The organism is Enterococcus sp. FDAARGOS_553 (genome assembly GCF_003812305.1).
Taxonomy (GTDB): domain Bacteria; phylum Bacillota; class Bacilli; order Lactobacillales; family Enterococcaceae; genus Enterococcus_D; species Enterococcus_D gallinarum.
This window is the reverse complement of the sequence record NZ_CP033740.1, coordinates 2,364,296-2,389,952: the sequence shown is the minus strand read 5'-3', so window position 1 is coordinate 2,389,952 and position 25,657 is coordinate 2,364,296. Positions and strand designations below refer to the sequence as shown.

At 41.0% G+C, this 25,657-nt stretch carries 24 protein-coding genes; 8 read left to right on the top strand and 16 right to left on the bottom strand.

Features of this window, described 5'->3' with window-relative positions; genetic code table 11:
- Positions 1 to 13 precede the first annotated feature (13 nt).
- The gene (locus EGX73_RS11920; protein WP_029486906.1) at positions 14 to 505 is read left to right on the top strand and encodes a prolyl-tRNA synthetase associated domain-containing protein; all 492 of its coding nucleotides are present in this window, start codon (positions 14 to 16) and stop codon (positions 503 to 505) included.
- A 200-nt stretch (positions 506 to 705) separates the two neighbouring features.
- Here the strand turns inward: EGX73_RS11920 and EGX73_RS11915 are convergent, their stop codons facing one another.
- From EGX73_RS11915 to EGX73_RS11895, 5 genes are all read right to left on the bottom strand, one after another.
- On the bottom strand, positions 706 to 924 hold the full coding sequence (locus EGX73_RS11915) for a hypothetical protein (protein ID WP_005472469.1): 219 nt from the start codon (positions 922 to 924) through the stop codon (positions 706 to 708).
- A 117-nt stretch (positions 925 to 1,041) separates the two neighbouring features.
- Positions 1,042 to 1,905: a VOC family protein gene (locus EGX73_RS11910; RefSeq protein WP_034704718.1), complete on the bottom strand. Its 864-nt coding sequence runs from the start codon at positions 1,903 to 1,905 to the stop codon at positions 1,042 to 1,044.
- Between the two features lie 86 nt (positions 1,906 to 1,991).
- Positions 1,992 to 2,438 carry a GNAT family N-acetyltransferase gene (locus EGX73_RS11905; protein WP_003127167.1) on the bottom strand — a complete coding sequence of 149 codons (447 nt, stop codon included), beginning with the start codon at positions 2,436 to 2,438 and terminating at the stop codon, positions 1,992 to 1,994.
- Positions 2,439 to 2,727: 289 nt separating this feature from the next.
- The gene (locus tag EGX73_RS11900; protein WP_021150994.1) at positions 2,728 to 2,919 is read right to left on the bottom strand and encodes a hypothetical protein; all 192 of its coding nucleotides are present in this window, start codon (positions 2,917 to 2,919) and stop codon (positions 2,728 to 2,730) included.
- A 170-nt stretch (positions 2,920 to 3,089) separates the two neighbouring features.
- The gene (locus EGX73_RS11895) at positions 3,090 to 4,403 is read right to left on the bottom strand and encodes a glycoside hydrolase family 28 protein (protein ID WP_003127164.1); all 1,314 of its coding nucleotides are present in this window, start codon (positions 4,401 to 4,403) and stop codon (positions 3,090 to 3,092) included.
- A 453-nt stretch (positions 4,404 to 4,856) separates the two neighbouring features.
- On the opposite strand from EGX73_RS11895, the gene EGX73_RS11890 reads away from it, so the two are divergent.
- From EGX73_RS11890 to EGX73_RS16275, 6 genes are all read left to right on the top strand, one after another.
- Positions 4,857 to 5,837, top strand: a complete 981-nt coding sequence (locus EGX73_RS11890; protein WP_003127161.1) for a LacI family DNA-binding transcriptional regulator — start codon at positions 4,857 to 4,859, stop codon at positions 5,835 to 5,837.
- A gap of 96 nt (positions 5,838 to 5,933) precedes the next feature.
- The gene (locus EGX73_RS11885; protein ID WP_123866962.1) at positions 5,934 to 7,349 is read left to right on the top strand and encodes a tagaturonate reductase; all 1,416 of its coding nucleotides are present in this window, start codon (positions 5,934 to 5,936) and stop codon (positions 7,347 to 7,349) included.
- 2 nt (positions 7,350 to 7,351) lie between these two features.
- Positions 7,352 to 8,857: a UxaA family hydrolase gene (locus tag EGX73_RS11880; protein WP_123866961.1), complete on the top strand. Its 1,506-nt coding sequence runs from the start codon at positions 7,352 to 7,354 to the stop codon at positions 8,855 to 8,857.
- 20 nt (positions 8,858 to 8,877) lie between these two features.
- Positions 8,878 to 10,263: a glucuronate isomerase gene (gene uxaC, locus EGX73_RS11875; RefSeq protein WP_021150999.1), complete on the top strand. Its 1,386-nt coding sequence runs from the start codon at positions 8,878 to 8,880 to the stop codon at positions 10,261 to 10,263.
- Between the two features lie 137 nt (positions 10,264 to 10,400).
- Positions 10,401 to 10,613, top strand: a complete 213-nt coding sequence (locus EGX73_RS16280; protein ID WP_021151000.1) for a hypothetical protein — start codon at positions 10,401 to 10,403, stop codon at positions 10,611 to 10,613.
- Between the two features lie 53 nt (positions 10,614 to 10,666).
- A complete protein-coding gene (locus EGX73_RS16275; protein WP_021151001.1) occupies positions 10,667 to 10,945 on the top strand; it encodes a rhamnogalacturonan acetylesterase in 279 nt (92 codons plus the stop codon).
- Between the two features lie 177 nt (positions 10,946 to 11,122).
- On the opposite strand, the gene EGX73_RS11865 is transcribed toward EGX73_RS16275, so the two are convergent.
- The 6 genes from EGX73_RS11865 to EGX73_RS11840 all read right to left on the bottom strand — a co-directional run bounded on the left by EGX73_RS11865 (position 11,123) and on the right by EGX73_RS11840 (position 17,760).
- The gene (locus EGX73_RS11865; RefSeq protein WP_123866960.1) at positions 11,123 to 13,204 is read right to left on the bottom strand and encodes a hypothetical protein; all 2,082 of its coding nucleotides are present in this window, start codon (positions 13,202 to 13,204) and stop codon (positions 11,123 to 11,125) included.
- Between the two features lie 361 nt (positions 13,205 to 13,565).
- Positions 13,566 to 14,372, bottom strand: a complete 807-nt coding sequence (locus EGX73_RS11860) for a gluconate 5-dehydrogenase (RefSeq protein WP_005472446.1) — start codon at positions 14,370 to 14,372, stop codon at positions 13,566 to 13,568.
- 20 nt (positions 14,373 to 14,392) lie between these two features.
- A complete protein-coding gene (gene kduI / locus EGX73_RS11855) occupies positions 14,393 to 15,235 on the bottom strand; it encodes a 5-dehydro-4-deoxy-D-glucuronate isomerase (protein WP_005472445.1) in 843 nt (280 codons plus the stop codon).
- Positions 15,236 to 15,246: 11 nt separating this feature from the next.
- Entirely contained in the window at positions 15,247 to 16,248 is a 1,002-nt protein-coding gene (locus EGX73_RS11850) for a sugar kinase (protein WP_003127151.1), read from the bottom strand.
- 1 nt (position 16,249) lies between these two features.
- Positions 16,250 to 16,897, bottom strand: coding sequence for a bifunctional 4-hydroxy-2-oxoglutarate aldolase/2-dehydro-3-deoxy-phosphogluconate aldolase (locus EGX73_RS11845; RefSeq protein WP_123866959.1), 648 nt, complete (start codon positions 16,895 to 16,897; stop codon positions 16,250 to 16,252).
- Positions 16,898 to 17,007: 110 nt separating this feature from the next.
- Complete coding sequence (locus EGX73_RS11840) at positions 17,008 to 17,760, bottom strand: IclR family transcriptional regulator (protein ID WP_029486913.1); 753 nt, start codon at positions 17,758 to 17,760, stop codon at positions 17,008 to 17,010.
- 184 nt (positions 17,761 to 17,944) lie between these two features.
- Between EGX73_RS11840 and EGX73_RS11835 the strand changes: the two genes are divergently transcribed.
- On the top strand, positions 17,945 to 18,670 hold the full coding sequence (locus EGX73_RS11835; protein WP_005472443.1) for a MurR/RpiR family transcriptional regulator: 726 nt from the start codon (positions 17,945 to 17,947) through the stop codon (positions 18,668 to 18,670).
- Positions 18,671 to 18,851: 181 nt separating this feature from the next.
- Here EGX73_RS11835 and EGX73_RS11830 read toward each other — a convergent pair whose 3' ends face one another.
- The 5 genes from EGX73_RS11830 to EGX73_RS11810 all read right to left on the bottom strand — a co-directional run bounded on the left by EGX73_RS11830 (position 18,852) and on the right by EGX73_RS11810 (position 25,657).
- Positions 18,852 to 20,216, bottom strand: a complete 1,365-nt coding sequence (locus EGX73_RS11830; protein ID WP_123866958.1) for a gluconokinase — start codon at positions 20,214 to 20,216, stop codon at positions 18,852 to 18,854.
- Between the two features lie 337 nt (positions 20,217 to 20,553).
- Positions 20,554 to 21,888, bottom strand: coding sequence for a 6-phospho-alpha-glucosidase (locus EGX73_RS11825; RefSeq protein WP_196774967.1), 1,335 nt, complete (start codon positions 21,886 to 21,888; stop codon positions 20,554 to 20,556).
- Positions 21,885 to 23,507, bottom strand: coding sequence for a PTS transporter subunit EIIC (locus EGX73_RS11820; protein WP_041119263.1), 1,623 nt, complete (start codon positions 23,505 to 23,507; stop codon positions 21,885 to 21,887). The genes EGX73_RS11825 and EGX73_RS11820 overlap by 4 nt, the downstream gene beginning before the upstream one ends.
- 133 nt (positions 23,508 to 23,640) lie before the next feature.
- Positions 23,641 to 24,309, bottom strand: coding sequence for a GDSL-type esterase/lipase family protein (locus EGX73_RS11815; protein ID WP_003127144.1), 669 nt, complete (start codon positions 24,307 to 24,309; stop codon positions 23,641 to 23,643).
- Positions 24,310 to 24,316: 7 nt separating this feature from the next.
- Positions 24,317 to 25,657, bottom strand: coding sequence for a glycoside hydrolase family 30 beta sandwich domain-containing protein (locus EGX73_RS11810; protein WP_003127142.1), 1,341 nt, complete (start codon positions 25,655 to 25,657; stop codon positions 24,317 to 24,319).

The following is a 25,657-nucleotide window of genomic DNA, read 5'->3' as shown; positions in this document are numbered from 1 at the left end:
GGGGTTGATCATATTGGATCCTTTTGAATCTGTTGCTGCAAGACTGACCGACTTGAACATTTCCTTTGAAGTGATCGAACACCCGCCTGCAAGTACAACTGCGGAAGCAGATAGCTTTATTGCTGGAATTGATGGGGTTCGAACAAAATCGATGTTTTTAACCAATAAAAAAAAGACCGCCTATTATCTCCTAATAATGGACGATCAAAAACGGCTTGATCTAAATCTGCTCAAAGAAATCACTGGTGAATCACGAGTCAAATTAGCTTCTCCTGATCTTTTGAGGAAAAAAATGCACTTGCCACCTGGCGTTGTCTCCATATTTGGGCTCTTAAGCAATTCGGAGCGAGATATTCAGATTTTCTTTGAGCGCGAAATCACTAAAGAACCACGAATGAGTTTCCATCCTAATACAAATACCAAGACGATCTTCCTTGCTACCAAGGATGTATTCAACTTTTTAACGGTCAATGGCTTTTCTTATCAGATCATAGATATCTCCTGATTTTCATGGGGTTGTGCTGGAATCAATCCGCACAGCCCTGATACTTTTTACTGGCATCTATTTTGTCAAACCCGCCAGTCACCCCTCATCAATGTGCACAAAACTTGCTGCCCGGCAAACTATCATCTAAAAGGTATTTTTTGCTTCACATCCGCTACTGACTTTCAAAAACAAAAAAGGACCCACTGACGGGTCCCCGCTTATTTTTTTGTCATTGATACTTTCATTAATTGATGTTTCCAGACGGATTGGACGCCATATAATCCAATCGCAAGAATACCAATCAATGCCAAGTAAGCAAATTTCGCCATTGGATCGATGCCATAATTAGTCATAAATGGGTCTTGAACAAATAGTACCAACAAACTAGTTAAAATCAATGAAACCCATAGCGTATTCATCAGATGCCACCATTTCATGTTCCTGCACTCCTTTTTTGATATGCCAAGTATCTCATAAAGCCGATCTTTCCCCATCCGTCTTTAGACTGAAACTGCTATCAAGGATTCAAAAACATCAAAAGCTATCATTTTTACCTAGTATTCCATTTTGACTTGGATGCCATTTGGATCCAATAAAGCCAAACGCCTACTTGATTCAAGAGTAAGGGATACATTTTCCTTCTCAAGATGCGTGAGCAATGACTCAAAGGCTTCTTTGTCTGGGAGCACAAAGGTATAATAAGCCAATCCTAGGTCATTGTCTGCCATAGGAGTCACACCTTTGCCCATCCAAGTATTCGAGCCAATATGGTGATGATAATCTCCTGCCGCAAAAAATTTTGCTTGGTTCCCAAAATTATTTTTTAAGCTCAGTCCTACGACTTGGGTATAAAAAGTTTCTGTCTGGGCTAAATCAGCAACTTTTAAATGAACATGTCCCACAATAGTACCTGTGGGGAAACTTGATTGTTGGCTGTCTGCTGCTGCGACAACCCCCTCTGCATCCATTTCTTTTGTAATTCCAACAATTTCGCCATCTTCTCGAATATCCCATTCAGATTTTGGTTTATCACGATACACTTCAATCCCATTCCCCTCGGGATCTGTTAAGTACAATGCTTCGCTGTAGCCATGATCACTGGCGCCATCGATCGGTGCATTGCTTTGTAAATAATGGATCAATGTATTGCCTAAATCTTTGCGAGTCGGCAAAAGGAAAGCGACATGAAACAGTCCTGTTTTCCTTGTGAGAGGCAATGGATTTTCGACTTTGATCAATTCAAGCAGTATTTTCTCTGCCGTACCTAAGCGAGCTGTCTGCTGATTTTTTTCGATCAATGATAGTCCGATCACTTGAGTATAAAAAGCAATCATTTTTTCTAAGTTGGCTACTTTTAAGACAACTTTCCCAATTTGAGTCTGTTCATGAAGTTGAAATTCTGGAATAATCACCGTCATTGTTTCTGCTCCTTTTCTCATCTCGAATGGATGACTTGTTACTTTAATAATAACACTAACTAAAGTAAGTAAAGAGATTTGCTTGACTAGCAGAATTCTTCATTTTTTGCCAAAACACGCATCCTTCTCCCAAAGCGATCGGTGGCTGTCTCAATTTGTTGATAGCCCAATTTTTCATACAAACCTGACAGCTGAGTGACAATATAGATCGTATCAAAACCGATCTGATGCAAGCGCCGTTCTGCAGCAGATACCAATTGCTGACTAAGATGATTGCCGCGATAGCTGGGAGCAACATACACGGTCGCAATAAAAGGGGCGACTTGAAGAGGGACAATATCCTCTTTGACGATCGTACAAAATCCAGCTAATTGATTGTGGGCAACAGCCACAAAAACGCCTTCCCAGTCGTTATAGCTTCTCTGACGCATCTTATTTGCTACAAATGCAGCAGCTTTCCAATCGACGCTGGCAATTTGACCCGCATAAGCCAACCAGTTTGGTTGATCTTTTTGCAAAAATTTAATTTCCATTTCAAAAATCCTTCCTTATTGAAATTAAGCAGCATTCGCATTATTTTACCACTTTCGGCTTGATAATTGTTTTTTCGGAAACCCTTTTGGCGTAGTTAGCTTCTCTAATATAATAAGTTCTTATAAAGCACAGACGATATAAAACGGCTGGCAAGCCCCCTCTAGGCTGCCAGCCGTTTTTATATCTGATTTACTTTCTGATCCATCAATACGCATTATTGTAGATTCAGAACTGTTGATTGTTATTGAGTATGGTGGTCCAGAGTGGTTTGTCCTATGAACGAAAATTTTAAAACACCGTACTTTCACCATGTTTTCTCTCACCAAATTCCCAAATATCGATTGCTCCACCTGCATAACCCTCAGCGATCAATTTTTCTAGAAAACTTTCTGGCTGCAAATAGTGACTGCTACTGCGTAATTCTTCTTTGCCAATAGAAAAACTGCCTCCATGAGAGTGGTTGAAAAGAACAAACGGCACTAGCTTTTTCTCATAAGGATAGGCAAAAATAAGCCGACACTGGTTCTTGTTAATTGAGTTCTAACAAAAACTTTTCGAGACAATCGTTTTCTCATAAAAGAACTTTCTTACAAGAACTATTGGTTCCTTTCTATGAAATGATCCAAACCTTTGCAACGTTTGCCGCTGTTTCACGAAAAATCACCATGAAGCACGAGAGGCTTACCATTTTCTTGGGAACGGTCAACTTCAATCCCCTGGCTATTCTCGATATGGAAGGCATGTTCAACATCGACTAATTCTAAACGGTCAAAATGAATATTTTTAGCACAGCCAATATAGAATCCTTGACTGGTCATCTCTTCCATTCCAGTCATCATAGCTGGTTTTCCGGGTATGGGCTCTTTTGCCATGGAAATTGCTACTTCATGAAACGAGATATCTGAAATGAATTGTTCAGATAAACCATAAATAAAACCAGCAGCAGCATGAACATTTCGCGCGGAGATATTGACAAAATGAATTCTCCTAAACTGAGGAGTCTCCTCAGAGATTGGGTAAGGATTTTTATCCCAAACATACTTTTCTTTTCCTTTGGGACCACAAAAATAATACAAATTCAGCGTAAATGGGCAAATCACATTGTCCATAATTAGGTTGTTCACTCGAATATCCTCAATAATCCCGCCGCGTCCTCTACGAGATTTCAAACGAATGCCGCGATCGGTGTCTTGGAATATACAATTTGAGATGGTCACATTGCGAATATCTCCGCTCATTTCGCTTCCTAAAACGACCCCACCATGACCATGGAGCATTTGACAGTTGCTGATCGTGATATTTTCACAGGAAACGCGTTCTTTTGTCTCTTCTGTTCCTGATTTAATGGCAATACAATCATCCCCTACATCGATCAAACAATTGCTGATACGAACATTTTTGCAAGACTCCGGATCAATGCCATCAGTATTTGGCGAGTCTGCAGGATTTTTGATCTTAATATTATCCACAGTGATGTCTTGGCATAAGATTGGATTGACTGTCCAGCTAGGAGAATTAACCAAACTAACATCTCGCAATGTGATTTGCTGACAGGAATCAAAACTGATCAGTTTTGGTCGCGGATATTCTAACTGCTCTGGATGATTGCGAAAGACATCCCACCATTTCTGACCTTGACCATCTATCGTGCCAAAACCTGTGATTGCAATATTTTCGGCACCGTCGGCATAGATACAAGAAGCATAGACTTCCCGTTTCACCCCTTCCCAACGCGAAACCACCACTGGATACTCTTTGGGATCATCCGAGAATCGAAGAACAGCTCCCGGTTGTAGATGGAGTTCAACATTACTTTTTAACATCAGTGAACCTGTTGGATACACCCCCGAGGCAAACATCAGCCTCCCTCCTCCTGCCTGATGAAGCTGATCGATATACCCTTGGATTGTTGCTGTCACTGACTTTTCATTTAAATAATCGTTGATGTCAATACTAATTTCCATTCTTTTCCCCTTCCTTCTTTAAAGGTTCTATTAAAAGGCTGGTTTGCACAGCTGTGCAAATCCTTTAAAGCGATCTGAATTTTTTGATCGAGATTTCCTTTGACTTGCTGAACGAAATTTTGCTGATTTTGGACCAATGTTTTCTGAATATCCTTATACGTGCGAGGATAAATGAAACTTCCAAACGCTATTATTAAAACGCTTCTAATTATAGAAACTGGAAGGAAAATGTTATAAAAAAAGGTTGAATGTTTCTGATTAGCCCTACCCTTTTCATGAGATTTCTCCTGTAATTACTGACAGAATCATTTCTTAAGATATTTCCATTCTAGCATAAAAAATTTCTTGTGAATACAGGTTCAAAGAAAAAAGTTAACGTGTGCATTATTGATATATTGACATTCCTCTCTTTAGGATATATGCTAAAACCAATGAGAAAGTCGAGGGATACATATGGTCACTATCAAAGATATTGCAAAAATCGCAGGCGTCTCCCATACCACGGTTTCAAGAGCGTTAAATGACAGTCCACTAATCAAGCCAGCCACAAAAAAGAAAATTGGTGACATTGCGCGTTCTTTAAATTATACGCCGAATGTCAATGCCAAAAGTCTAGTCAATCAGAAGTCGTATATTATTGGCCTTTACTTTTCTAATTTGTCGGCAGGTACATCGGATCGCTTTTTGGTTGAAGTGATCAAGGGAATCAATACCACCCTACCGCCAGAGTATCGCTTAGCGGTCCACGATATGACGACCCTTACCAGTCCAGTTGAGGACTTGCCAAGGATGGATGGCATCATCGTTATGAGTCAAAGTGATCAAGATGACACTTTCATCGAAGAAATCAGTCACTTAGATTTGCCAGTGGTCGTTCTCAATCGACAAATGGATAGACCATCATTTTTAAATGTCACAAGCAATGATGCGCAAGGCGTTTATCAAGCCATTGACTACGCGATTCAGTTAGGCTATAAGAAAGTTGCGATCATTGAAGGCAAGCCAACTTTTCGTTCCAGTATAGAGCGTAAGACAGGTTTCATGCGGGCTCTTACTGAGCACGGGCTAGCGTTTCCAACAGAATACGCTGTCACTGGAGACTATTCTATCGAGAGCGGTCGAAAATGTGCCAAACAATTACTGGAACTTGCAGAGCCGCCAGAAGTGATTTTCTGTTCCAACGATGACATGGCCATTGGCGCAATCAACACTTGTCTTGAATATGGCCTTGCAATCCCTGCCGATATCGCCATTATTGGATTTGACAATGTCCCGTTTTCAAAATATACGAATCCCCCGTTGACAACCATTAGCAAGCCCGTTTTTGAAATGAGTCAGCTTGGGGCACAACTGCTTCTAGATTCAATCAACGGCTCTGTTTCACAAAAACAATACCTTTTAGATACAGAACTAACAATCAGAGATTCCCTCTAGCATTCGCTTCTTGAATGCTTTTGGCTGTTGCCAAAAATGTTAACGTGTGCAAAATGGCAGACGTTCATTATAAATCAATGAATATTGGAGGTTACAATGAAAAAAATAACTGAAATGACTCATCCTACTCGCAAGTCGGAAAAAGTGATTCAATTCGGCGAAGGAAACTTTATGCGAGGCTTTTTTAACTGGCAGCTACAGCAGATGAATAAGCAAGGTCTCTTCAATGGTAGCGCTGTAGTAGTCCAACCAATTCAACAAGGTCTAGGATCTCTATTGGCGCAGCAGAATCATTTGTATACGGTAATTTTAGAAGGATTAGCAGACGGCCGTCCTGTCCAAACCTCTGAGATCATCACGACGATTAGCCGCGTATTGAATCCCTATGAACAATGGCAGGATTATTTAGCTCTAGCTGAAATTGATGACTTGGACATCATTGTTTCCAATACAACTGAAGCAGGAATTGCCTTTGATCCTCAAGACAAACGGACAGATATGCCGCCAAAAAGTTTTCCGGCTAAGTTAACTGCGCTGCTCTATCAACGGTACCAAGCGAATAAATCAGGTTACACGATCATTCCCTGTGAGTTGATCGATCGAAATGGAGAAAAATTAAAAGCGTGTATCCAACAATATTGCTCACTGTGGCAACTAGAGGACAGCTTTCATACTTGGTTAGAAAATGAAAACACTTTCTGCTGTAGTTTAGTCGACCGAATCGTTCCTGGCTACCCCCAATCAAAAGCAGAGGAGTTGAATCAATTACACGGGTATGAGGACCGTTTGATGGTCACTGCCGAACCATTCATGTTGTGGGTGATCGAAAACCCATCGCATACTGTATCTCAGAAACTTCCATTGCCAGCTGCGAGTTTGAATGTAATCTTTACTGAAGACCTGACCCCCTATCGTGAACGGAAGGTGCATCTTTTGAATGGCCCTCATACAGCCATGGTCCCTCTGGCCCTTCTAGCTGGTTTGGCAACGGTTGAAGAGGTGATGCTTGATCCTGATTTTACATGCTTCATTGATGAGCTATTCAATGAAGAACTGATTCCTATGCTAGACCTGCCGCAAGAAGAATTGATCCAGTATGCGGAACAGATCAAAGAACGGTTTAAAAATCCTTATGTTCATCATCAACTGCAGTCGATCGCCTTGAATAGCGTCTCAAAATTTAAAGCACGTCTCTTGCCGTTGTTGCTCCGTCATCATCAGCAACAGTTACTGCCGCCAAGAATCATTGCATCATTAGCCGGACTGATTTACTTGTATTTAACGACCGATTGTCAAGACGATGAAGCTGTGCTAGCTCTCTTTGAAAAGGCACGGGCCCTCGACTCTTCTGAACAAGTCAGTTTTATTCTAGGACAAGAAAAGTTATGGGGAGTGGACTTGAGCGTGTTCAACAAAGAAGTTTCACAAATGGTAGTGCTACTTTCAAACAAGGGTTCTCGACACCTCGTTGACTCATTAAAAAATGATCCGACTCAAAAAAAGGCGGAATGATTATGACAGAAATAAAAAACAAAAGCGATTTTCTCAAATTGCATCTAAAAGACAATGTTGCGGTTGCTCTGCATGCAATCACGAAAGAGACACAGCTTACATTTGAAGGGCGATCCTATAGTTTTACAGAGGAGATTCCTCAAGGTCACAAGATCGCACTTATTGATTTGAATAAAGGCGATCACGTCATCAAGTATGGTTACCCTATTGGTCATCTTTTGTCCGATGTAAAAGCTGGACAGTGGCTACATACCCACAATGTCAAGACCAATCTTTCAGGAACGCTGGCTTATACCTATGAGCCGAACCTACAACCAGTAGTGTATCCAAAAAGCCAATTGACTTTTAAAGGCTACCGGAGAAAAAATGGCAAAGTCGGGATTCGTAATGATTTGTATGTCATACCCACAGTGGGCTGTATCAATGGAATCGCTGAGATCATCGTCGAAAATTTCAAACAAAGTCATCCCAACTTAGGAACCTTTGACTCGGTCACGATTCTCAAACATCCTTATGGGTGTTCTCAATTAGGGCAAGATCACCAAAACACCCGGAAAATTTTGATTGATGCTGTGCAACACCCAAATGCTGGTGGGGTGCTCGTTTTCGGACTCGGATGTGAGAACAATACGGTCGCTGAATTTAAAGAAAAGCTAGGTGATTATGACACAGATCGTGTCAAATTCTTAGTCGCTCAAAAAAGCCAAGATGAAATCGAAGCGGGTGAAGCATTATTGCACGAATTGCTGCAAGCTACCAAAGACGACCGGCGGGAAGATGTGCCTTTAAGTGAATTAAAAGTTGGCTTAAAATGCGGCGGCTCAGATGGATTTTCTGGTATCACTGCCAACCCGTTATTAGGAGCATTTTCAGATTTCTTGGTTTCTCAAGGTGGCAGCACTGTGTTGACGGAAGTACCGGAAATGTTTGGTGCCGAGCAAGTATTGATGTCTCGTGCCAAAGACCAAGCAACTTTTGAAAAGATTCTTCATCTGATCAATGACTTTAAAGATTATTTTCTTTCGTATGGCGAACCTGTTTATGAGAATCCTTCTCCAGGCAATAAAGCGGGTGGAATCACCACATTGGAAGATAAGTCTTTAGGCTGCACGCAAAAATCCGGCACCTCTGCGGTCGTCAACGTCTTGAAATACGGAGATAAAATCCGCGAAAGCGGTCTCAGTCTTCTTGAAGGACCTGGTAATGACCTAGTGGCTGCTTCTGCTCTCGCTTCGGCTGATTGTCAGTTGGTCTTATTTACGACAGGACGAGGAACCCCCTTTGGTGCCTTTGTCCCTACGATGAAAGTTGCCACCAACCAAGAATTATTCGAGAAGAAACCCCATTGGATGGATTTCAATGCAGGTCGGTTATTATATGAACCAATGGAAGACGTTCTCGCTGATTTTATTCAAGCGATCATTGCGGTCGCTAGTGGGACCAAAACCCGTAATGAAGCAAACAATGTTCGAGAAATCGCCATCTTCAAGAATGGTGTCACTTTATAAACGAAGAAAAGAGGAAGCCAATGTTTTTAAATGATGATTTTTTACTAACGAATGACTTTGCCAAAGATTTGTATCATCAATACGCCAAGAAAATGCCGATCATTGACTACCACTGCCATTTAGATCCCCAAGAGATTTATGATGATCATCCTTTCCGAAATATCACCGAAGCTTGGTTGGCCGGTGACCACTACAAATGGCGGTTGATGCGGGCATGTGGAGTAGATGAATCGTTGATTACTGGCGAAGCAGCGGATTATGACAAATTTATTGCTTGGTGCCAGACAGTTCCTAAAATTATCGGCAACCCCCTTTACGTCTGGACCCACTTGGAGTTAAAACGTTTCTTTGGTGTCGATCTTATGATTAATGAAGAAAACGCGCCAGAAATCTGGCAAATCGTCAACCAAAAATTGCAATCAAAGACCTTTAGCAGAAGAGAAATCATCGCCAACAGCAATGTGCAACTCATTTGTACTACCGATGATCCGACAGATTCACTAGCATTTCATCGCAAATTGGCTAATGAAGAAAGCCGCTTTCGGGTATTACCAACCTTTCGTCCTGATAAAGCCTTAAATATCCAACAAAGTGGGTTTAACCACTATATCGATCAATTAGCAACAGTTGTTGGCCACAGGATCGATAGCTATGAAGACTTGTTAACAGCACTTGACTGCCGAATTACTTTTTTTCACCAAATGAATTGTCGCTTATCCGATCACGCATTGGATCACTTCCATTTCCTAGAAAACAGCGTGACTCCTCAAGCTATCTTTGAAAAAGCGAGAAATCAGGAAATCATTACAGAAGCAGAAGCAGCAGTCTATCGCTCTGCCCTCTTGCTTCATTTATTTGAACAATATCATAACCATGGCTGGACAATGCAACTGCATCTTCATGCTTATAGAAACTGCAACACGAATATGCTCAATCAATTGGGACCTGACACAGGTTATGACGGCATCAACGATCAGCCGATCACTGGCCCACTTCAAGCATTACTGGATGCTGCGGAGAGGAAAGAGGCTCTTCCGCAAACGATTTTGTATTCATTGAATCCAAATGATTATGATGTGCTGGTAGCGCTGATGGGCTGTTATCAAAAAGAAGGCAACAACAAACTTCAACTCGGTTCTGGCTGGTGGTACAACGATACCCGTGCCGGCATGCGTCGGCAATTGACGAAGTTTGCAGATGGTAGCGTGTTAGCAAATTTTGTTGGTATGCTGACTGATTCCCGTAGTTTTCTTTCGTATACCAGACATGAATATTTCCGAAGAGTTTTTTGTGAATGGTTGGGAGAACTCATTCTTCGCGGCGAAGCACCAAGTGATACCAGACAGTTAAAAGAATTTGTTGAAGGTATCTGTTACCAAAATGCAGCGGATTATTTTGATTTTTAGAGGTGGATGATGGTTAAACTAATTATTGCCGGTGATTCAACTGCTGCAACTAAAATGACTGACAAGCGTCCGGAAACTGGCTGGGGTGAAAAATACCAACCTTCCTCTCCCCAGAGGTTACGGTCATTAATTTAGCTATGAATGGACGTTCAACCAAAAGCTTCATTCAAGAAAAACGCCTCTTGCACGCAGAGCAACTACTTGCTCCCGGAGACTATTTCTTGATTCGGTTTGGCCACAACGACCAGAAAACAGATCCTGAACGAGTAACGACGCCAAAAGAACATCAAGAAAATTTAGCACAGTTTATTGCTGTTGCACAAAAAAGCAAGCAAATCCAGTTTTACTGACTTCTATCACTCGCTTGAAGTTCCATCAGCATAATGACTTGAATCACCTAGCCATGGGACCTTATCCAGAAGCTATGAGAGATTTTGCTGCTGCCTTTGAGATTCCTTGTCTGGATATATTCACGATGACGCAAAACTATTTTTCCACATTTGCAACTAGGCAAGCTCGCCAGTATTTTTTGCATCTTTCAAAAAACGAATATCCGAATTATCCCGAAGGTATCAGTGACAATACTCACTTGAATGATCAAGGAGCTTTAATCGTTGCTCGCTTGATTTGTCAAGCAATCAAAGAAGCGAATCTTTCTCTCAGCAGTGAGATATTGCTGTAATTCGGTTAGAATTCTTTGTTTACCAATCAACAACAAGCAACGTGTTTCCAAAGTGAGAAAAACACGTTGCTTGTTTATTTCAGCTATGTGAATGTCGCAGCCTTAGTGAATTAAGGGCTTGTTTCTTACTTTGTTTTATTATGAAAAAAGGTTGAACTTTACGGATAGAAAATTTTTTTACTGAGGCGCATCTTCAAACATCCAAACCAGCGAGCCGTGATACTCCCCGACATGATCCGTTGGTCGCAATAACAGCTTCAATCGATTCTCAGCTAATGTGGCGGATCCACTGCCTTCCCAGACCGGCTGTGCTTTGTCCGACAAGAGAATATCCCCTGTTTTATCAACAAAAATCAGCGCATCTCGCAGCTCATGTTGCTGACTGTTTTTAAGCGGCGTATCGATTTTTACTTTCACTGTCCATTTGCTTTTTTCTAAGCGACTGTTATCTTCCACTTTGATTGGTTGACTTTCAGCAAAAAGATACTGATTAAAAGCTGGAATAGGGTGTGTTCCAAAAGATAAGACTGCCGGCACTTGCAGCCTTGGTCCTGACTCAGGAACAAACACGCGAGTTTCTGCTGCTGATTGATCCCCCTCTTTATTCTCTAGATATAATTTTACCTCTTTATTAAGCCATTCTTCTGGTACTTCGAAAACGACCGAGTCTTCCGTTTGTGTATTTCCCACATCATAGTTTCTTAGCACCTGTTTTTTCTCCCCATATTGGGCAACAACTTGGACGCTTTGATGGCTGTCATGGGAAAGGTCATAAGATAACTTGACTTCTTTAGAAAAGCGTGGAATCACGATTCTTTGTTGTCGGTCTTTTAATGTAAAGAGTAGTGGGACACCTTTTTTGTAACGATGGAAAACTTCTTGAGAACCTGGCATGACAATGATGTGGTCTTTTTCTTCTCGGATCGGATAGTACCCAGTAATGGTGGGATAGAACGAAGATAAATCAACAGAATGGGTGATCAGCCCTCTGATTTCCCCCGAATCTAAGAGCGGTTGATTTTTTTCATCAACAAATTTGAACTTCACTTCGTTATAGTAGTAAATGGACGCAGAAAGTTTTCCGATTAACTGTTCACCATCACCAATATCTTCATAAAGAATTGGTTGAAGTTGAAAACAGTCATTCTCGATCAGTGCAGGATCGACCGGTTGTTCTGCACTTCCAGTGAAGGTGTGGTGAATGATAAACTGATAACTATTGTCATAAAAGGCCCGGTTTTTTAGTGTAGAAGCTTTTGCATGAACAAGCAAATTCCCCTCATCATCGATGGTCTGGTCAAACCAATTTGTTCGATCCGTTCCAGAAAAATCTTTGATCTCGACTCCTTTTAATTGAAACTGATTTTGATCTGGATTTTCGATTCTGTAAGATAAAGTTGTTCGAGAATTGTTTGTTTCAGTGTAAGGAACTGTTTGTTGGAAACGAGTGATCACTTCATTGTTTTCGATGTTCTGAGTGGCTAGTGTTTGTGGATAGGCATAAGGAAATTCAACTGCTGGGAAAAAAACGGATAAATACTTTAATTCAGATATCCCAGCGATAGAAGATCTTGTGTCATTATTTTTGACAATAAACTGAAACTTCGAGATAGATTTTGTTGTGATTGCCAGTTTACAAGCATCATCTGACCAATTATCTGCGTTTCCTTGTCCTTTTAACGTCAAAGTGCCTTGCTCGTCTTCGCTGTATTGGATCGTGGAATCGGGAGCAGCAAAGATATGTTCTATGGCAGTAGCAGCCTGAGGAATTCGTATGTCTTTCCATTTGTTCAAACCCATTTCATTAAAAGTCGTCTTTAGTTGAATTGGCTGCATCTTATCGTCTAAAAATTCATAGGTGATTTCTGATGTACCATTTGCCCATATTTTCAATCTTAGAAATTCGTTTTTCGTGATAAGCATATCCGCACCTGAAGGTTCCAACATCTTGACAGTCACCTTGACATTGACCGGTTGCCCTTGATAATACCCAACATTTCTTATCAGAGCAGCGCTCTCTTTTACAGAATTAATCCCAGTAACTATTCTTTCACTATTCACGACTCCAGACACTTTTTCTATCGTGGTTGATTCACCATTTCTCATAATAAAAGCATGATCTGCAGGAATCTTCTCGGTTAAAGCGTTGCGATAATAAGAGGAATCTGTGATCGAGCCCTCCGTTTGGGCAGCTGCCTTTTGCGTACTAACAAAGACACTACAAATAAATAGCATTGCTACTAGAAACCATTTTTTCATCTTAATCCTCCTATCAATTGATTTAGTGGAAAATCGATAGAACCCCTAATCTATTTACTCATATCCACTGACAATTGAATAGTCTAAAAAATTTATCAAATAAAGAAAAAAACTAGAGCAAAGCTGCAAGAAAACTAACTGTTGGTTCTTTAGTAAGCGGCTCCCCCCCTTCTTCTTGATCGAACTTGGCTAGAACCACGATCCGCCTTCTCAGAGAAGAGGTTCTCCCATTCATTTTTTTATCGGAAAATTCGACAAAGAAAACCCCTACTCTTTGCAAAATCCATTGAGGATGTGCGAAGAATAGGAGCTTTTTTGATTGCTAAGTTCGCCTGTTTTAGAAATCAGGAACTTAGGAGGATTACTCAGGCTGTTTGCCAATATAAGCCAAAATACCACCGTCCACATAGAGAACATGTCCGTTGACAAAATTGGAAGCGTCAGAAGCCAAGAAGACAGCAGGACCGGCTAAGTCTACGGGCTCTCCCCAACGCGCTGCTGGCGTTTTTGCCACAATGAACTGATCAAAGGGATGACGAGATCCATCTGGTTGGATCTCTCTTAATGGTGCAGTTTGCGGTGTCGCGATATAACCAGGGCCAATGCCGTTACACTGAATGTTTGCTTCACCAAACTCAGAACAAATGTTTTTGGTTAGCATTTTAAGCCCACCTTTAGCAGCTGCATAACCAGCAACGGTTTCGCGGCCAAGTTCACTCATCATAGAACAAATATTGATAATTTTGCCATGTCCTTTTTTGATCATGGAAGGCAAAACGGCTTTAGAAACGATGAATGGCGCATTCAAATCAACATCAACTACCTGACGGAAATCAGCGGCTGACATCTCCAACATTGGGATCCGTTTGATGATCCCTGCATTGTTGACTAAGATATCAATGACACCTACTTCTTCCTCTATGGTTTTGACCATTTCATTGACTGCTGCTTCATCGGTGACATCACAGACATAGCCATGGGCTTTGATGCCGGCTGCTTGATAATTTTTTATGCCTTCATCGACTGATTCTTGTGTTAAATTATTAAAGACGATCGTTGCACCAGCTGCTGCCAAAGATTGGGCGATCGTAAAGCCAATCCCATAAACTGCGCCGGTAACTAATGCAATCTTGCCATCTAAACGAAAGTGATCCATTGAAAAATCCATCTTCATCCTTCTTTCTTTTATTATTTCAACTCATCCATGGGAACCATGTCCATATCTGTGTATGTGATGTTCTCCCCGCACATTGCCCAAATAAAGGAATAGTTGCTTGTTCCGACTCCAGAATGGATCGACCAACTTGGGGAAATGACTGCTTGCTCTTCTGCGACTACTAAATGTTTGGTTTCATCTGGTTTACCCATCATATGGAAAACTTTTGTGTCCTCATTGGCAAAATCAAAATAAACATAGGCTTCCATACGGCGTTCATGGGTATGACAAGGCATCGTATTCCAAGCGCTACCTGGTTCTAAAATCGTATACCCCATTTGCAACTGGCAACTTTCACACACATTCGGATGAATATACTGATAAATCTTCCGTTCATTCAGCGTTAAGCCTTCACCTGTTTCCATTGGTTTGACCTGATCGATACTGATTTTTACATTCGGGTATTTATGATGTGCCGGTACACTGGATACATAGAATTTCGCCGGATCATTTGGATCTTTTGAAGAAAAGACTACATGTTTCGTTTCTTTTCCGATATAGTATCCGTCTTGCTTTTTCATGTCTTCTTTGGTGCCGTCAATTTCAATGGTTCCCGCACCGCCAATATTGATCACACCTAGTTCACGGCGTTCCAAAAAGTATTCTACGCCTAACTCTTTGCTCAATTGAAACTCTAATGGTTGATCCGTAGGCGTTACTCCGCCAAAGATCATGCGATCATTATGGGTATAAGTCAACTGGATCGTTCCGGGTACAAAAATTTTCTCTACCAAAAATTCATTGCGTAATTGTTCGGTACTATAGTGTCGAATATCTTCTGGGCTGTGTGTATAACGGGTTTCCATTTCTTGCATGCTGGTTCCTCCTAGCGAATGATTTTTCCAGATCCGGCTGCTAAAAATTCAGCTACTTCCGCTTCTGTAAATTGATTACAATCTCCATGAATCGTGTGCTTTAATGCAGATGCTGCGGTAGCAAAGTCAATGGTTTCCTGAGAGGAATACCCACTTAGAATGCCATGCAGGACGCCTGCACAAAAAGCATCCCCTCCGCCTACTCGATCAACAATAGGATCGATGCGGTGTTCTTGAGAAGCTGCATATTGGCCGTTATGCCAAAGAGTACCCATCAATGTATTAGCACTGGCGGAAAGCACTTCTCGTTTTGTCGAATAAAACAGTTCAATATTCGGATAACGCTGGTTCATTTGTTGGTAATAATACAGCAACTCATTTCCTTGCCCTGTATAGGCTGGAATCTCCATAAAAACTTGTGCATCCAACTTGCCCGCCGAACAATAATCGACCAAAGGAAGGATTTCCTTTAGAAAGGCGGCGGCTTCATTTGTCGTCCACAGTTTGCCACGATAATTGATATCGAAACTGATTTTGCAACCTGCTTTTTTCGCACGCTTAACAAGTGAAAGGGTCAAATCCCGCCACGTCTCGGATAACGCTGGTGTAATGCCGGATACATGGAAAAGTGCGACATCTTTAAAGATCGCTTCTGACCATTCATTGGTCTTGATTTCCGCAAAACTTGACCCTGCACGGTCATAAATGACTTTTGCTGCACGTTCTCCTACTCCAGATTCCATATAGTAAGTTCCCAGCCGGGGACCACCGCTTAGAAGCAGACTGCAATCCACTCCGTAATTGCGTAAATGATGGGTAACAGCTTTTCCGAGATCATTTGCCGGGACTTTACTTGCAAAAGAGACGTCGTGCCCATAGTTAGCTAAAGAGATAGCAACATTTGCTTCACCACCGCCATAGTGTGCAGCAAAACGTCCGCTTTGCTCCAAGCGTACACCAGAACTAGTCGATAAGCGCAACATAATCTCGCCTAAGGTAATAATTCTAGTCATCTCAGTTACCTCGAATGTCATTTAACTTGGCCACATATTGTGAAGCAACCGCTGTCACTTTCTCGAAATCACCACTAGCAGCTGGCGCTAACAAATTACCACCGACACCAACAGCGACCACTCCGGCATTGAACCACTCAGACATATTTTCCAAGCTGACTCCGCCAGTAGGCATAATATTCAATTGGGGCAATGGTGCTTTGAAAGCGGAAATGATACTAGGACCATAGGCACTTCCTGGAAACAGCTTGATGATGTCTGCGCCTGATTTCAAGGCTTCTTTCATTTCAGTGATCGTCATACAGCCTGGCAAATAAGGTACTTGATACAAATTACAAATCTCAGCTGTATCGCGATCAAATGTCGGACTGACGATATATTCTGCGCCAGCCATAATCGCTAAGCGGGCAGTCACTGCGTCAAGTACCGTGCCAGCTCCTATGATCACTTCTTGGTCCTCTTGATAGTCATTGACTAACTCTGCAATCACTTCAGCAGCTTGCGGAACCGTGAAGGTCAATTCAATTCCTTTAATACCGCCTCGGACGATGGCATGACTAGCTTCCAGCGCTTCTTGCCTTGTGGTGCCTCGAACGACTGCAACGATTCCACAGGCTTTTAACTTTGATAATCGCTCTACTTTTTTCATAAACCCCTCCGTTCTTAATTTCCTATTTGGAAATTAAGTTTTATTATAAAGAAATCTTATCTTTATTATACCTGGTCTTTTTTCTTTTGCAAGGGGTTTCCAAAAGTATTTCAAATGGCTGCTTCGATTTTATCTTTTGTGGCACGTATTTCTTGAAGCAATGTTTGTTTATAGCTCTCGGTCAATCGGTATTTTGGCAGACTGACTGAGAAAGCACCGACAATTTCCTCATCTTTCAAAAGAGCCGCGCCGATACAAAAAATCTCTTTCTCCATTTCTTCATCATCAAAAGCGATCTTCAGCTGACGCACTTCTCTTAACTCTTGATTTAATTTAAGAACATTCGTGATGGTGTTCTCAGTATAAGGTTGTAAAGGTGTTTCATCTAAATAAGCTTCATAGCTTGTCTCATCGAATTCTGCTAATACAGCTTTCCCCATCGCTGAGCTATATAAAGGTCTTGAAATTCCCACCTTCGACGACATGCGAATGGTTTGATTTTGAGGTTCCAGTTTATTGACATACAAGATTTCATTCGCTGTCAAAACCCCCAAATGGATCGTCTCATCGGCTTTTTCCTGCAATTCTTCCAAAAATGGCAGGCTGATCTCTACCAAGTCAAGTTCTTGAATATTTTTATTGGCATATTTGACGAGTTTAGATCCTAAGCGGTATTCTTTTTGCTTGTCCTTTGCAACATAGCCGATCAGCTGTAATGTTTCGAGAATCTTTAACGCGGTTGAATTGGTTAAGTCTGTAGCAGCTGCAATCTCTTGCAACGATTTGTTGGGTTCTTCCGCAAGATAATCCATGATTTTCGCGGCTTTAATCAAAACAGTCCCATAGGGTTTCGTCATTTGTATTCCACCTTTGTTTTTTCTATATAAGAAATTATAATCTCTTATAATGAAATAAACAACCAAACTTATCCATCTTCTCTTGCGAAGACGGTGTAAGAAGGTTGTTTAAAAAAAGGATAAAGAAAAAAGTTTTACTTTCTGTTTCTCTTCATTGTATGATGATATTACCACGAAAAGGAGCAATAGCATGGACTTAAATGTATTGACCAAAGGAAAAAAAATTTCCGAAAGCGAGCAGCACATCCTCACTTATTTGGTGTCTCATACGGACAAAATCGAAGGCGTCCCTTTGCGAAAAATCGCGCAAGAGCTTTATACTTCTCCAGCAACACTGGTGCGATTAGCACAAAAATTAGGTTTTTCCGGCTATTTGGAATTACTTTATTTCTTAAAAAATCGGCTGAATCGTCAAATGACCACTGAAGCAGCCATTAACTATCAGATCAACACAGAAGGCATTGCAGCCTCTATTGATGCGATCAAAGAAATTTATGCTCAAAACAATGATAAATTCATTACCATTTATGCCACTGGCTTTTCTGGTATCATAGCAGAATACCTTCATAAAAAAATGTTGGTTAATGGTATTAAAACTTTACTGGTGAGTGCTTCTGATTCCGGCGGTATCATTAGTAATAATATCGACAACATCAGTATGCTGATCACGATTTCTAAATCGGGGGAGACACAGAAAGTGCTAGAAAAAATGCAACTAGCGAATGATCATCAAATCCCCACTGTCCTTTTCTGCGGCAATGGTGAACACCGAGCCCATCAACTAGCAAATTTTTCTTTTGGTGTCACTGATGAACGACCATATGATACGCAGAACATCCAATATACGAGTTTTTACGGAAAGCTTTTACTGCTAATGGAGTACCTCGTAGAGGCATTTACTGCCGAAATCAACTAAAAGAGTCCGGGGCTTCAACATATGGAATAGCCAAAAAAATCTAGGATCACCCCTGCTATCTGGCTGGCTCGCTTCGCATCTACTCGATAAATGAAGCCATTCAGTTGCTTTCAGGTCGTTCAATCTTGTTGTTCAATCTTGTTGTTCAATCTCGCTGATACTTCAGCCGCAACCCTTTCTGCTAGTCAAAATAATGTTCAGCGAGCGACGCGTAGGCTGCGCTCGTTTTTTGATTCGGCGTAATGGTCTGCAAGTGGTCTCTTGCTGCCAAACGATGACCAAAATAAAGATCATAAAGACCAAAAATTGGTTCGTTTGCCGGTGACAAATAACATGTCACGCCCAAGATATCAGCTGTTAATTGTGCAATGGCTTTCGATTGGAAAACGCCACCGCTGATCGTCACTTCATCGGTAATTGCTGCCATTTCTTTTAAAACACCAATATTCAACAACATCCCCTCAATTGCTCCACGAATCATATCTGCCCGAGTATGTTGAATCGTCAAACCATGATAAGACGCCTTGATATCAGATGTCCAATAAGGAGCCCGTTCCCCATTGATAAACGGAAAAAAGCGCAGACCATGGCTGCCGATTATGGTTTCTTCAATGATTCTTGGGAGGCTTTCATAGAAAGTGTCAGGATCTTGTGCCAATGTTTCTTTGATCCAAGCAAGGACGCACCCCCCATTATTCGACGGAGCACCAATGACATATTGACCTTCTTTAAGGTAATAACAAAAATTTTGCCGCTGATCGAACACCGGTTGATCCGTCACCTTTCGAACAGCAGCACTAGTGCCGATCGTCAAACTATTTTTGATTCCAGTCGATACATACCCTGCATAAGCCGCCAAACAGCCATCACTGGCGCCGCACATGATCTCTACTGTTTCATTCAATCCATAGCGAGCGGCAGCGGACGCAGCAATAGGAAACCGATCGGTCGTGTCACAGATTGGCGCAAACTGTTCAATGGAAAGGTCCAAATAGTGAAGAATCTCTTGACTCCAATTTTTTTCTTCAAGGGAGTAGAGGCCTGTTGCCGATGCAGTACTTCGGTCGATCCAAGGAGCTCCGGTAAATAAAAGCATCACCAATTCTTTCAGCCCATACCATTTTGTCTTGCCATCAAAACCGCCAGCGGATTTGAAGTGAAGCAACTTAGAAAATGGCGACATCGCATGGATCGGTGTCCCAGTCTGCCGATAAAACGATTCTGACAATGAGGATTGACGAAACTCTGCAATCACTTGGCTAGCCTGATTATCTGACCAAATATAGATTTCTTCAAATTTCTCATTTATCACTGGCATTAGACTATGCATCGCTGTACTGAACCCAATCACTGTTATTTGCTCTCGTAAAGAGGAGGGAATCGCCGTGATCCCTTTCAAAAGTACAGCTATGATTTCTGACGCAGACTGTGTGCGACCTTTTTCTGTTTTGGTATAAATAGGAAAAGAACGTTGATAAATGATTTTCCGTTCTTCCAACAAACCGATTTTTATTGCCGTCGTTCCAATATCAATCCCTAAAAACATTCCTCTCGCTCCCTTATCTCTGCTAATTCATTTCTATTTTAGCATACTTAAAAAAGATCCCCACAAAAAGACCATTGCTCATCTCCCTTTGAATTCTTGATAAACATTTAGAATGTCAGTGATTCCAGCAAAAAAATCCGAATGATTGACAAGAGGGTTGGCAAACATCCAGCTTGCAGCCATCAACTACTGCACCACAGATGCACTCCCTCTCGTTTATCATTCAGATCCTCTATCTCCTCTGTCATCCTCAGACTTTTTAGCGAACACTAATTGTTGTAAGGTTTTTCAAAGTGACATCTTTTGATCAGAAATGTTTCTCAGCATGTGAAACATTTTAGTGGAGTCCCGGCCAATAATCACCATTTTCTGAGACCAGATCATCTAAGAGATCTTTGGCTACTTTTGCGCTAGGAATGGTTTTGGAAAGGGTTAACGCCTGCCACATTTTTTGGTAACTCTTTTCCACATATGCCTCCACCACTAATTTTTCCACAGTGACTTGTTGGAACATCAAGGCTTGTTGGAAAGATGGTATCTTGCCTTGTGCCAAAGCTTCTGGTCCATCAGAGCCAACGATACAAGGAACTTCCACCATGGCATCATCAGGAAAGTTAGCGATTGCCCCGTTATTCTCAACAATCATGACCATTCGTTCATGCGTATTGAACGCAATTGCTCGTGCCAGATCCACAATAAAGGTTGCATGAGCATCGATTTCAAATGCGATACCCTCTGCCGATCCTTGTTCGATGATTTTTTTCGCATGGTCGAAGACTCGCTTTTCTCTTCCTTCCATGACCTCATTCGAACGCGTATATTCGGGATGCTCTTTCATATGATCATAAACGTAATCTGGGTATAAGTAATATTTTAAATACGTATTTGGCAAATACTCTGGTGTCAGAGCCAAAAGATCTTTGGCTTTTTTGTGGGTTTCTTGCCAACTAGGATCTGTATGTTGGGTGTCCACTTCAACTTGAGTGAGATAGCCATTCTGTGCAACATATTCCCTGATTTGTTGGATGTATTCGTTGCCTTCTTTGTCCTTGATGCTGGTCCACCAGCCAAAATGATTCAAGCCAAAATAACGAACTTCTAAGTCTGCTGGATTTTTATCAATAATTTGCGACATCCGTCGCAAGGTGCCCACTGGCATATCGCAAATATTCAACACTTTTGCGTCAGGTCGCAACACACGACAGGCTTCTGCTACAATCGCTGCCGGATTCGAATAATTTAACATCCAGCAATCTGGCGAATACGTTTCCATATAATCAATGATTTCCAACATTCCGGTGATACTGCGCATACCATAAGCGATACCGCCAGGTCCGCAAGTCTCTTGACCGAACACACCATGGCGTAGAGGAACCTTCTCGTCTTTTTCCCGCATGTCATATTTGCCTACTCGAATATGAGCCATACAAAAATCAGCACCAGTAAAAGCTGCTTGCGGATCCGTCGTATAAGAAAATTCGATCTGTGGTGCCTGTTCTTTTAATAAGATCGTCAATGCTTCACCTAAAGTTCTTTGTCGCGCTTCATCATTATCATAAAGTGTCAGCTTTCTCAATGGGAAGCGGTTTTGATTATCTAACAGCATCATCACGATCCCTGGTGTGAAGGTACTTCCTCCACCGGCAATCACTACTGAAAAATTCTTCATCATTCAATCTCTCCTTCTCGTCCAAGAAACTTTTCTAATTCTTCTCGTACTTTTGGTACAGTCAATCCATAAACAACATGGACATTCTCACCATTCTTGATAACGCCTTTGGCTTGGGTTTCTTCTTTTAGCAATGTCTCATCCACTAGTTCTGGATTTTTTAGTTTCAAACGCAATCGTGTGTAACAGTTGTCAATCGTTTTAATATTACTGTCTCCACCTAAACCTTTCGTGATCAATGCTGAAATCGAGTCCGTTGGTACAGATGAAGGGATTACTTCTGCCGTCACTCCAACACCAGCTCCTGCTAACCGTTTCTCTTTGTACTCTTTTTTTGAATACAATTTTGTTTCATTCCCTTCATCTTCCCGACCGACTGTTTTCAAATTCATTTTGGTAATCAAAAAGCGGAAAAGAGCATAATAGAGAAAGAAAAATACTATGCCAACGGCGATATAGATGGGCCAGCGAGTCTTTTCAATCCCTAACGGCAAGTTATACAAAAGGAAATCAATAAAGCCATTCGGACCAATCGCTCTTGAGCCAAAAATATTCAATGCAACCATACTCAGTCCACTTAATGCGGAATGGATCACGAACAAAACTGGTGCAACGAACATAAACGAAAATTCGATCGGTTCCGTTACCCCAGCAATAAAGGAAGTCACCACTGCTGGGATCAAAATAGCTTTGACCTTGACTCTATTCTCTGGTTTTGCGGTCTGATACATAGCTAGACAGGCACCAAGTAAGCCAAACATTTTTGAAATTCCTCGTGCATCCCAGATGACACTTTGCGAGAGAACCTTTACTGCCGGATCCGCAATTTCTGCAAAGTAAATGTTCCGAGCCCCTTCGAAGACTTGGCCCCCAACTTCAGCGACGCCTCCAAGGGAAGTATATAGAAATGGTGTATAGATCAAATGATGGAGTCCAGTTGGAATCAATAATCTTTCTAGCGTCCCGTATAAGAAGATACCGAAGTTTCCTGTTTCTTGAATAATGCCGCCTAATCCATCAATCCCCGTTTGAATCACCGGCCATACGATCGAAGAAAGGATGGCGAACAATACAACAACTGCAATCAAAACAATGAAGACAAAGCGAGCCCCGCCATAGACTTGAAAAGCATTATTGAAGGTAGTGTCGATGAAACGGTTGTGGATCAATGCAACGATGATCCCTAAGATGATCCCTAAAAATACCCCCATATCTAAGACTTGAACCCCTAAAACCAGTGCTTGTCCTGATCCTTGGAGTGCATCGGCGGCTACAAGCATCCCTCGAAGTTCCATAAATTTGTTCATGGCATATAAAAACACCAGATAGCCTAGTAATGCAGTAAACGCCGCTTCCGCCTTTTTCTTTTTGGCCAGACCAAGAGCGATCCCTACACAAAATATGATGCCGAGATTCGTTAAGATCGGTAAAAGTGAGGCAGAGAGAATGCTGCCAAAACCTGTGGTGATTGGGTTATCCAAAAATGGAAAACGTTCGATCAAACGAACATTGGTAAAAACATTGCCAATGGCAATCAAGATCCCAGCAATTGGCAAAATCAGAACCGGTACAAACATGGCTTTTGAAAACTTCTGCATCGCATCCATCATTTTTTCTTTCATTGATGATACTCCTTTGCTTTTTTATCGGTAGGTTTATTATAGGTAAGTTTGAAGGACATTCCTATAGAAATCGCTTTCAAATCAACCTGTTACATAGATTGGAACGTGTTTCATAAAAAGAAGCATCGAATGGTCATTTCTTACCATCCGATGCTTCTTTATTCACCTTTCGTACTAAATCCACATGTTGATATATCAAAGGGAAAATTTTTCTATATGCAGCTTCTGTTAAATGTATGCCATCTTTGGTATTCAAAGCATCAAGCTGTTTAGTTTCATCTATAAGCAAATTATTGACTTCAATCGTCTCATATCCATTTGAATCGGCAAGCTTGCTGATTTTCTCACTTGCTTCAATCACACGGCTATTGATTCTATACTTTGAAGCCTGCAGTAGCCATTGCTCGCCTTGTTTTTTTGAAACGTCTTGCATTATTCCGGTATTTACTGGATAAAACTTAATAAAAGTAACTGCACATTGTGGTAGACTTTTCTTCAATTTACTGAAAATTTGGCGGTAGCTATCTAATAAGTGACTATCCTCAAAACACTCGTCTGCTAGATCATTTGACCCAATATTGATCAATAGATGTACAGGTTGTATAGAGAGTATCAATCGATCAAAAATTTCAAGATAGTCTTTAGAAGTTGCTCCACTAATTCCGCGGTTATAAACAATTATTTCTTTATCGAGAAACAATTGTTCCAAAGGAAATTCTTCCATTAAAGAAGAACCAGCAAAGACGATTTTCCCATTTTCCGCATCATGATTTTTAGAAACATAACGATTCAAACAGATCATTTTCCGCCTACTCCTCGTTATTAGATATTTCTCTAATCGTCATCGCAGTTTTCGCTGACAAATAGATTGTATCCATTGAATAAGTATCTATCGTTATCTTAACAGATGCATCCTTTTCACTATCGTTAAACAAAATAACAACAATGGATTTATTATTATTCTGAAAGGCAACACTTTGGATATGCCGATCATTCGAGCTTTCAATTCGAACAGATTCAGGGCGGACAAATTTACTGAAATGAGCCAGACCAAAATAATCAAGTGTCAATTCATAGTTTTTCGTTTGTTGATCCACTTTTACAAGGCCACGACAAGTACTTTTTCCAAATCCCGGAACAGTAGGTCCATTATTTTCGTCTAGCGCTAAATTCCAAAGCGTCATAGATTTTGCACCATTTCTAAAAATGTTGATCCCTGTTCTCATTAGATTACTGAAAGCTGGTTCAAAGGCTGGTATCCAATCTCCTCCAGATCCCTCAGTAAAATGGATTTCTTTATCTGGATAAAATAGAGCAACTCTTGATTGATTAATTACATTACCACCATACCAGTGCCAAGCTATGCCATCAAAGGCCGCTTCTGCCTTATCCAAAATTTCTAATGGATAATCAATTCTATCCCAGTTATGATCATAGCCTAATATTTTTGTCCGAATGTTATTATCATTAAACAAAGGTTTTAAGTATTTAGCAACAAAAGTTGCTTGTTCATCCGCCAGCATCTCCATTCCTGGGTAATTCGGTGGCACAAACAACGGTTCATTTTGTGGTGTAATCGCATATATATCTAATCCATGCATATGATAACTGTCAATCACTTTTTTGAAGTAATGAGCATATGTATCATAATACTTCAACAACAATTTTCCACCAATCATTTGTTGAGAATCTTTCATCCATCCAGGAGCACTCCAAGGAGACATAAATAATTTTAGTTCAGGATTCATTTTCTTAGCATATTTTGTTAGGGGAATGATACTTTCTTCATCTTGTGCGATAGAAAAATGAATCAGATTCTCATCTGTTTGATCTTTTTCCATATCATCATAACTATAAATATGCCTCGCATAGTCAGATGCACCCATTGGGTTTCGTAGAATTGAAAGACCGATTCCTTTTTTTGAATCAAATAACGCTTCCATGACTGCGATTTGTTGCTCTTCAGATAAGCATTTATCAACTAAATATGCAGAAGAATCTGTCAAAGAAGTTCCCCATCCATCAATTTTCTGAAAAGTTTGATGGCTATTGACATTGATTTCAAACTCATTTTTATTTTGTGTAAACGGAGATTGTTCAAGCTGAAACATATTCATTTCATCTGTTGTCGTGTAATATTCAAAACTCAA

What these genes read in the sequence shown, in the direction of transcription:
- EGX73_RS11820 (WP_041119263.1), bottom strand. Translation starts at nt 23,507, where the DNA reads ATGAAAGAAAAAATGATGGATGCGATGCAGAAGTTTTCAAAAGCCATG.
- uxaC (WP_021150999.1), top strand. Translation starts at nt 8,878, where the DNA reads ATGTTTTTAAATGATGATTTTTTACTAACGAATGACTTTGCCAAAGAT.
- kduI (WP_005472445.1), bottom strand. Translation starts at nt 15,235, where the DNA reads ATGCAAGAAATGGAAACCCGTTATACACACAGCCCAGAAGATATTCGA.
- EGX73_RS11905 (WP_003127167.1), bottom strand. Translation starts at nt 2,438, where the DNA reads ATGGAAATTAAATTTTTGCAAAAAGATCAACCAAACTGGTTGGCTTAT.
- EGX73_RS11845 (WP_123866959.1), bottom strand. Translation starts at nt 16,897, where the DNA reads ATGAAAAAAGTAGAGCGATTATCAAAGTTAAAAGCCTGTGGAATCGTT.
- EGX73_RS11825 (WP_196774967.1), bottom strand. Translation starts at nt 21,888, where the DNA reads ATGATGAAGAATTTTTCAGTAGTGATTGCCGGTGGAGGAAGTACCTTC.
- EGX73_RS11815 (WP_003127144.1), bottom strand. Translation starts at nt 24,309, where the DNA reads ATGATCTGTTTGAATCGTTATGTTTCTAAAAATCATGATGCGGAAAAT.
- EGX73_RS11850 (WP_003127151.1), bottom strand. Translation starts at nt 16,248, where the DNA reads ATGACTAGAATTATTACCTTAGGCGAGATTATGTTGCGCTTATCGACT.
- EGX73_RS11835 (WP_005472443.1), top strand. Translation starts at nt 17,945, where the DNA reads ATGGACTTAAATGTATTGACCAAAGGAAAAAAAATTTCCGAAAGCGAG.
- EGX73_RS16275 (WP_021151001.1), top strand. Translation starts at nt 10,667, where the DNA reads ATGGGACCTTATCCAGAAGCTATGAGAGATTTTGCTGCTGCCTTTGAG.
- EGX73_RS11885 (WP_123866962.1), top strand. Translation starts at nt 5,934, where the DNA reads ATGAAAAAAATAACTGAAATGACTCATCCTACTCGCAAGTCGGAAAAA.
- EGX73_RS11890 (WP_003127161.1), top strand. Translation starts at nt 4,857, where the DNA reads ATGGTCACTATCAAAGATATTGCAAAAATCGCAGGCGTCTCCCATACC.
- EGX73_RS11865 (WP_123866960.1), bottom strand. Translation starts at nt 13,204, where the DNA reads ATGAAAAAATGGTTTCTAGTAGCAATGCTATTTATTTGTAGTGTCTTT.
- EGX73_RS16280 (WP_021151000.1), top strand. Translation starts at nt 10,401, where the DNA reads ATGAATGGACGTTCAACCAAAAGCTTCATTCAAGAAAAACGCCTCTTG.
- EGX73_RS11910 (WP_034704718.1), bottom strand. Translation starts at nt 1,905, where the DNA reads ATGACGGTGATTATTCCAGAATTTCAACTTCATGAACAGACTCAAATT.
- EGX73_RS11895 (WP_003127164.1), bottom strand. Translation starts at nt 4,403, where the DNA reads ATGGAAATTAGTATTGACATCAACGATTATTTAAATGAAAAGTCAGTG.
- EGX73_RS11915 (WP_005472469.1), bottom strand. Translation starts at nt 924, where the DNA reads ATGAAATGGTGGCATCTGATGAATACGCTATGGGTTTCATTGATTTTA.
- EGX73_RS11880 (WP_123866961.1), top strand. Translation starts at nt 7,352, where the DNA reads ATGACAGAAATAAAAAACAAAAGCGATTTTCTCAAATTGCATCTAAAA.
- EGX73_RS11830 (WP_123866958.1), bottom strand. Translation starts at nt 20,216, where the DNA reads ATGTTTTTAGGGATTGATATTGGAACGACGGCAATAAAAATCGGTTTG.
- EGX73_RS11860 (WP_005472446.1), bottom strand. Translation starts at nt 14,372, where the DNA reads ATGGATTTTTCAATGGATCACTTTCGTTTAGATGGCAAGATTGCATTA.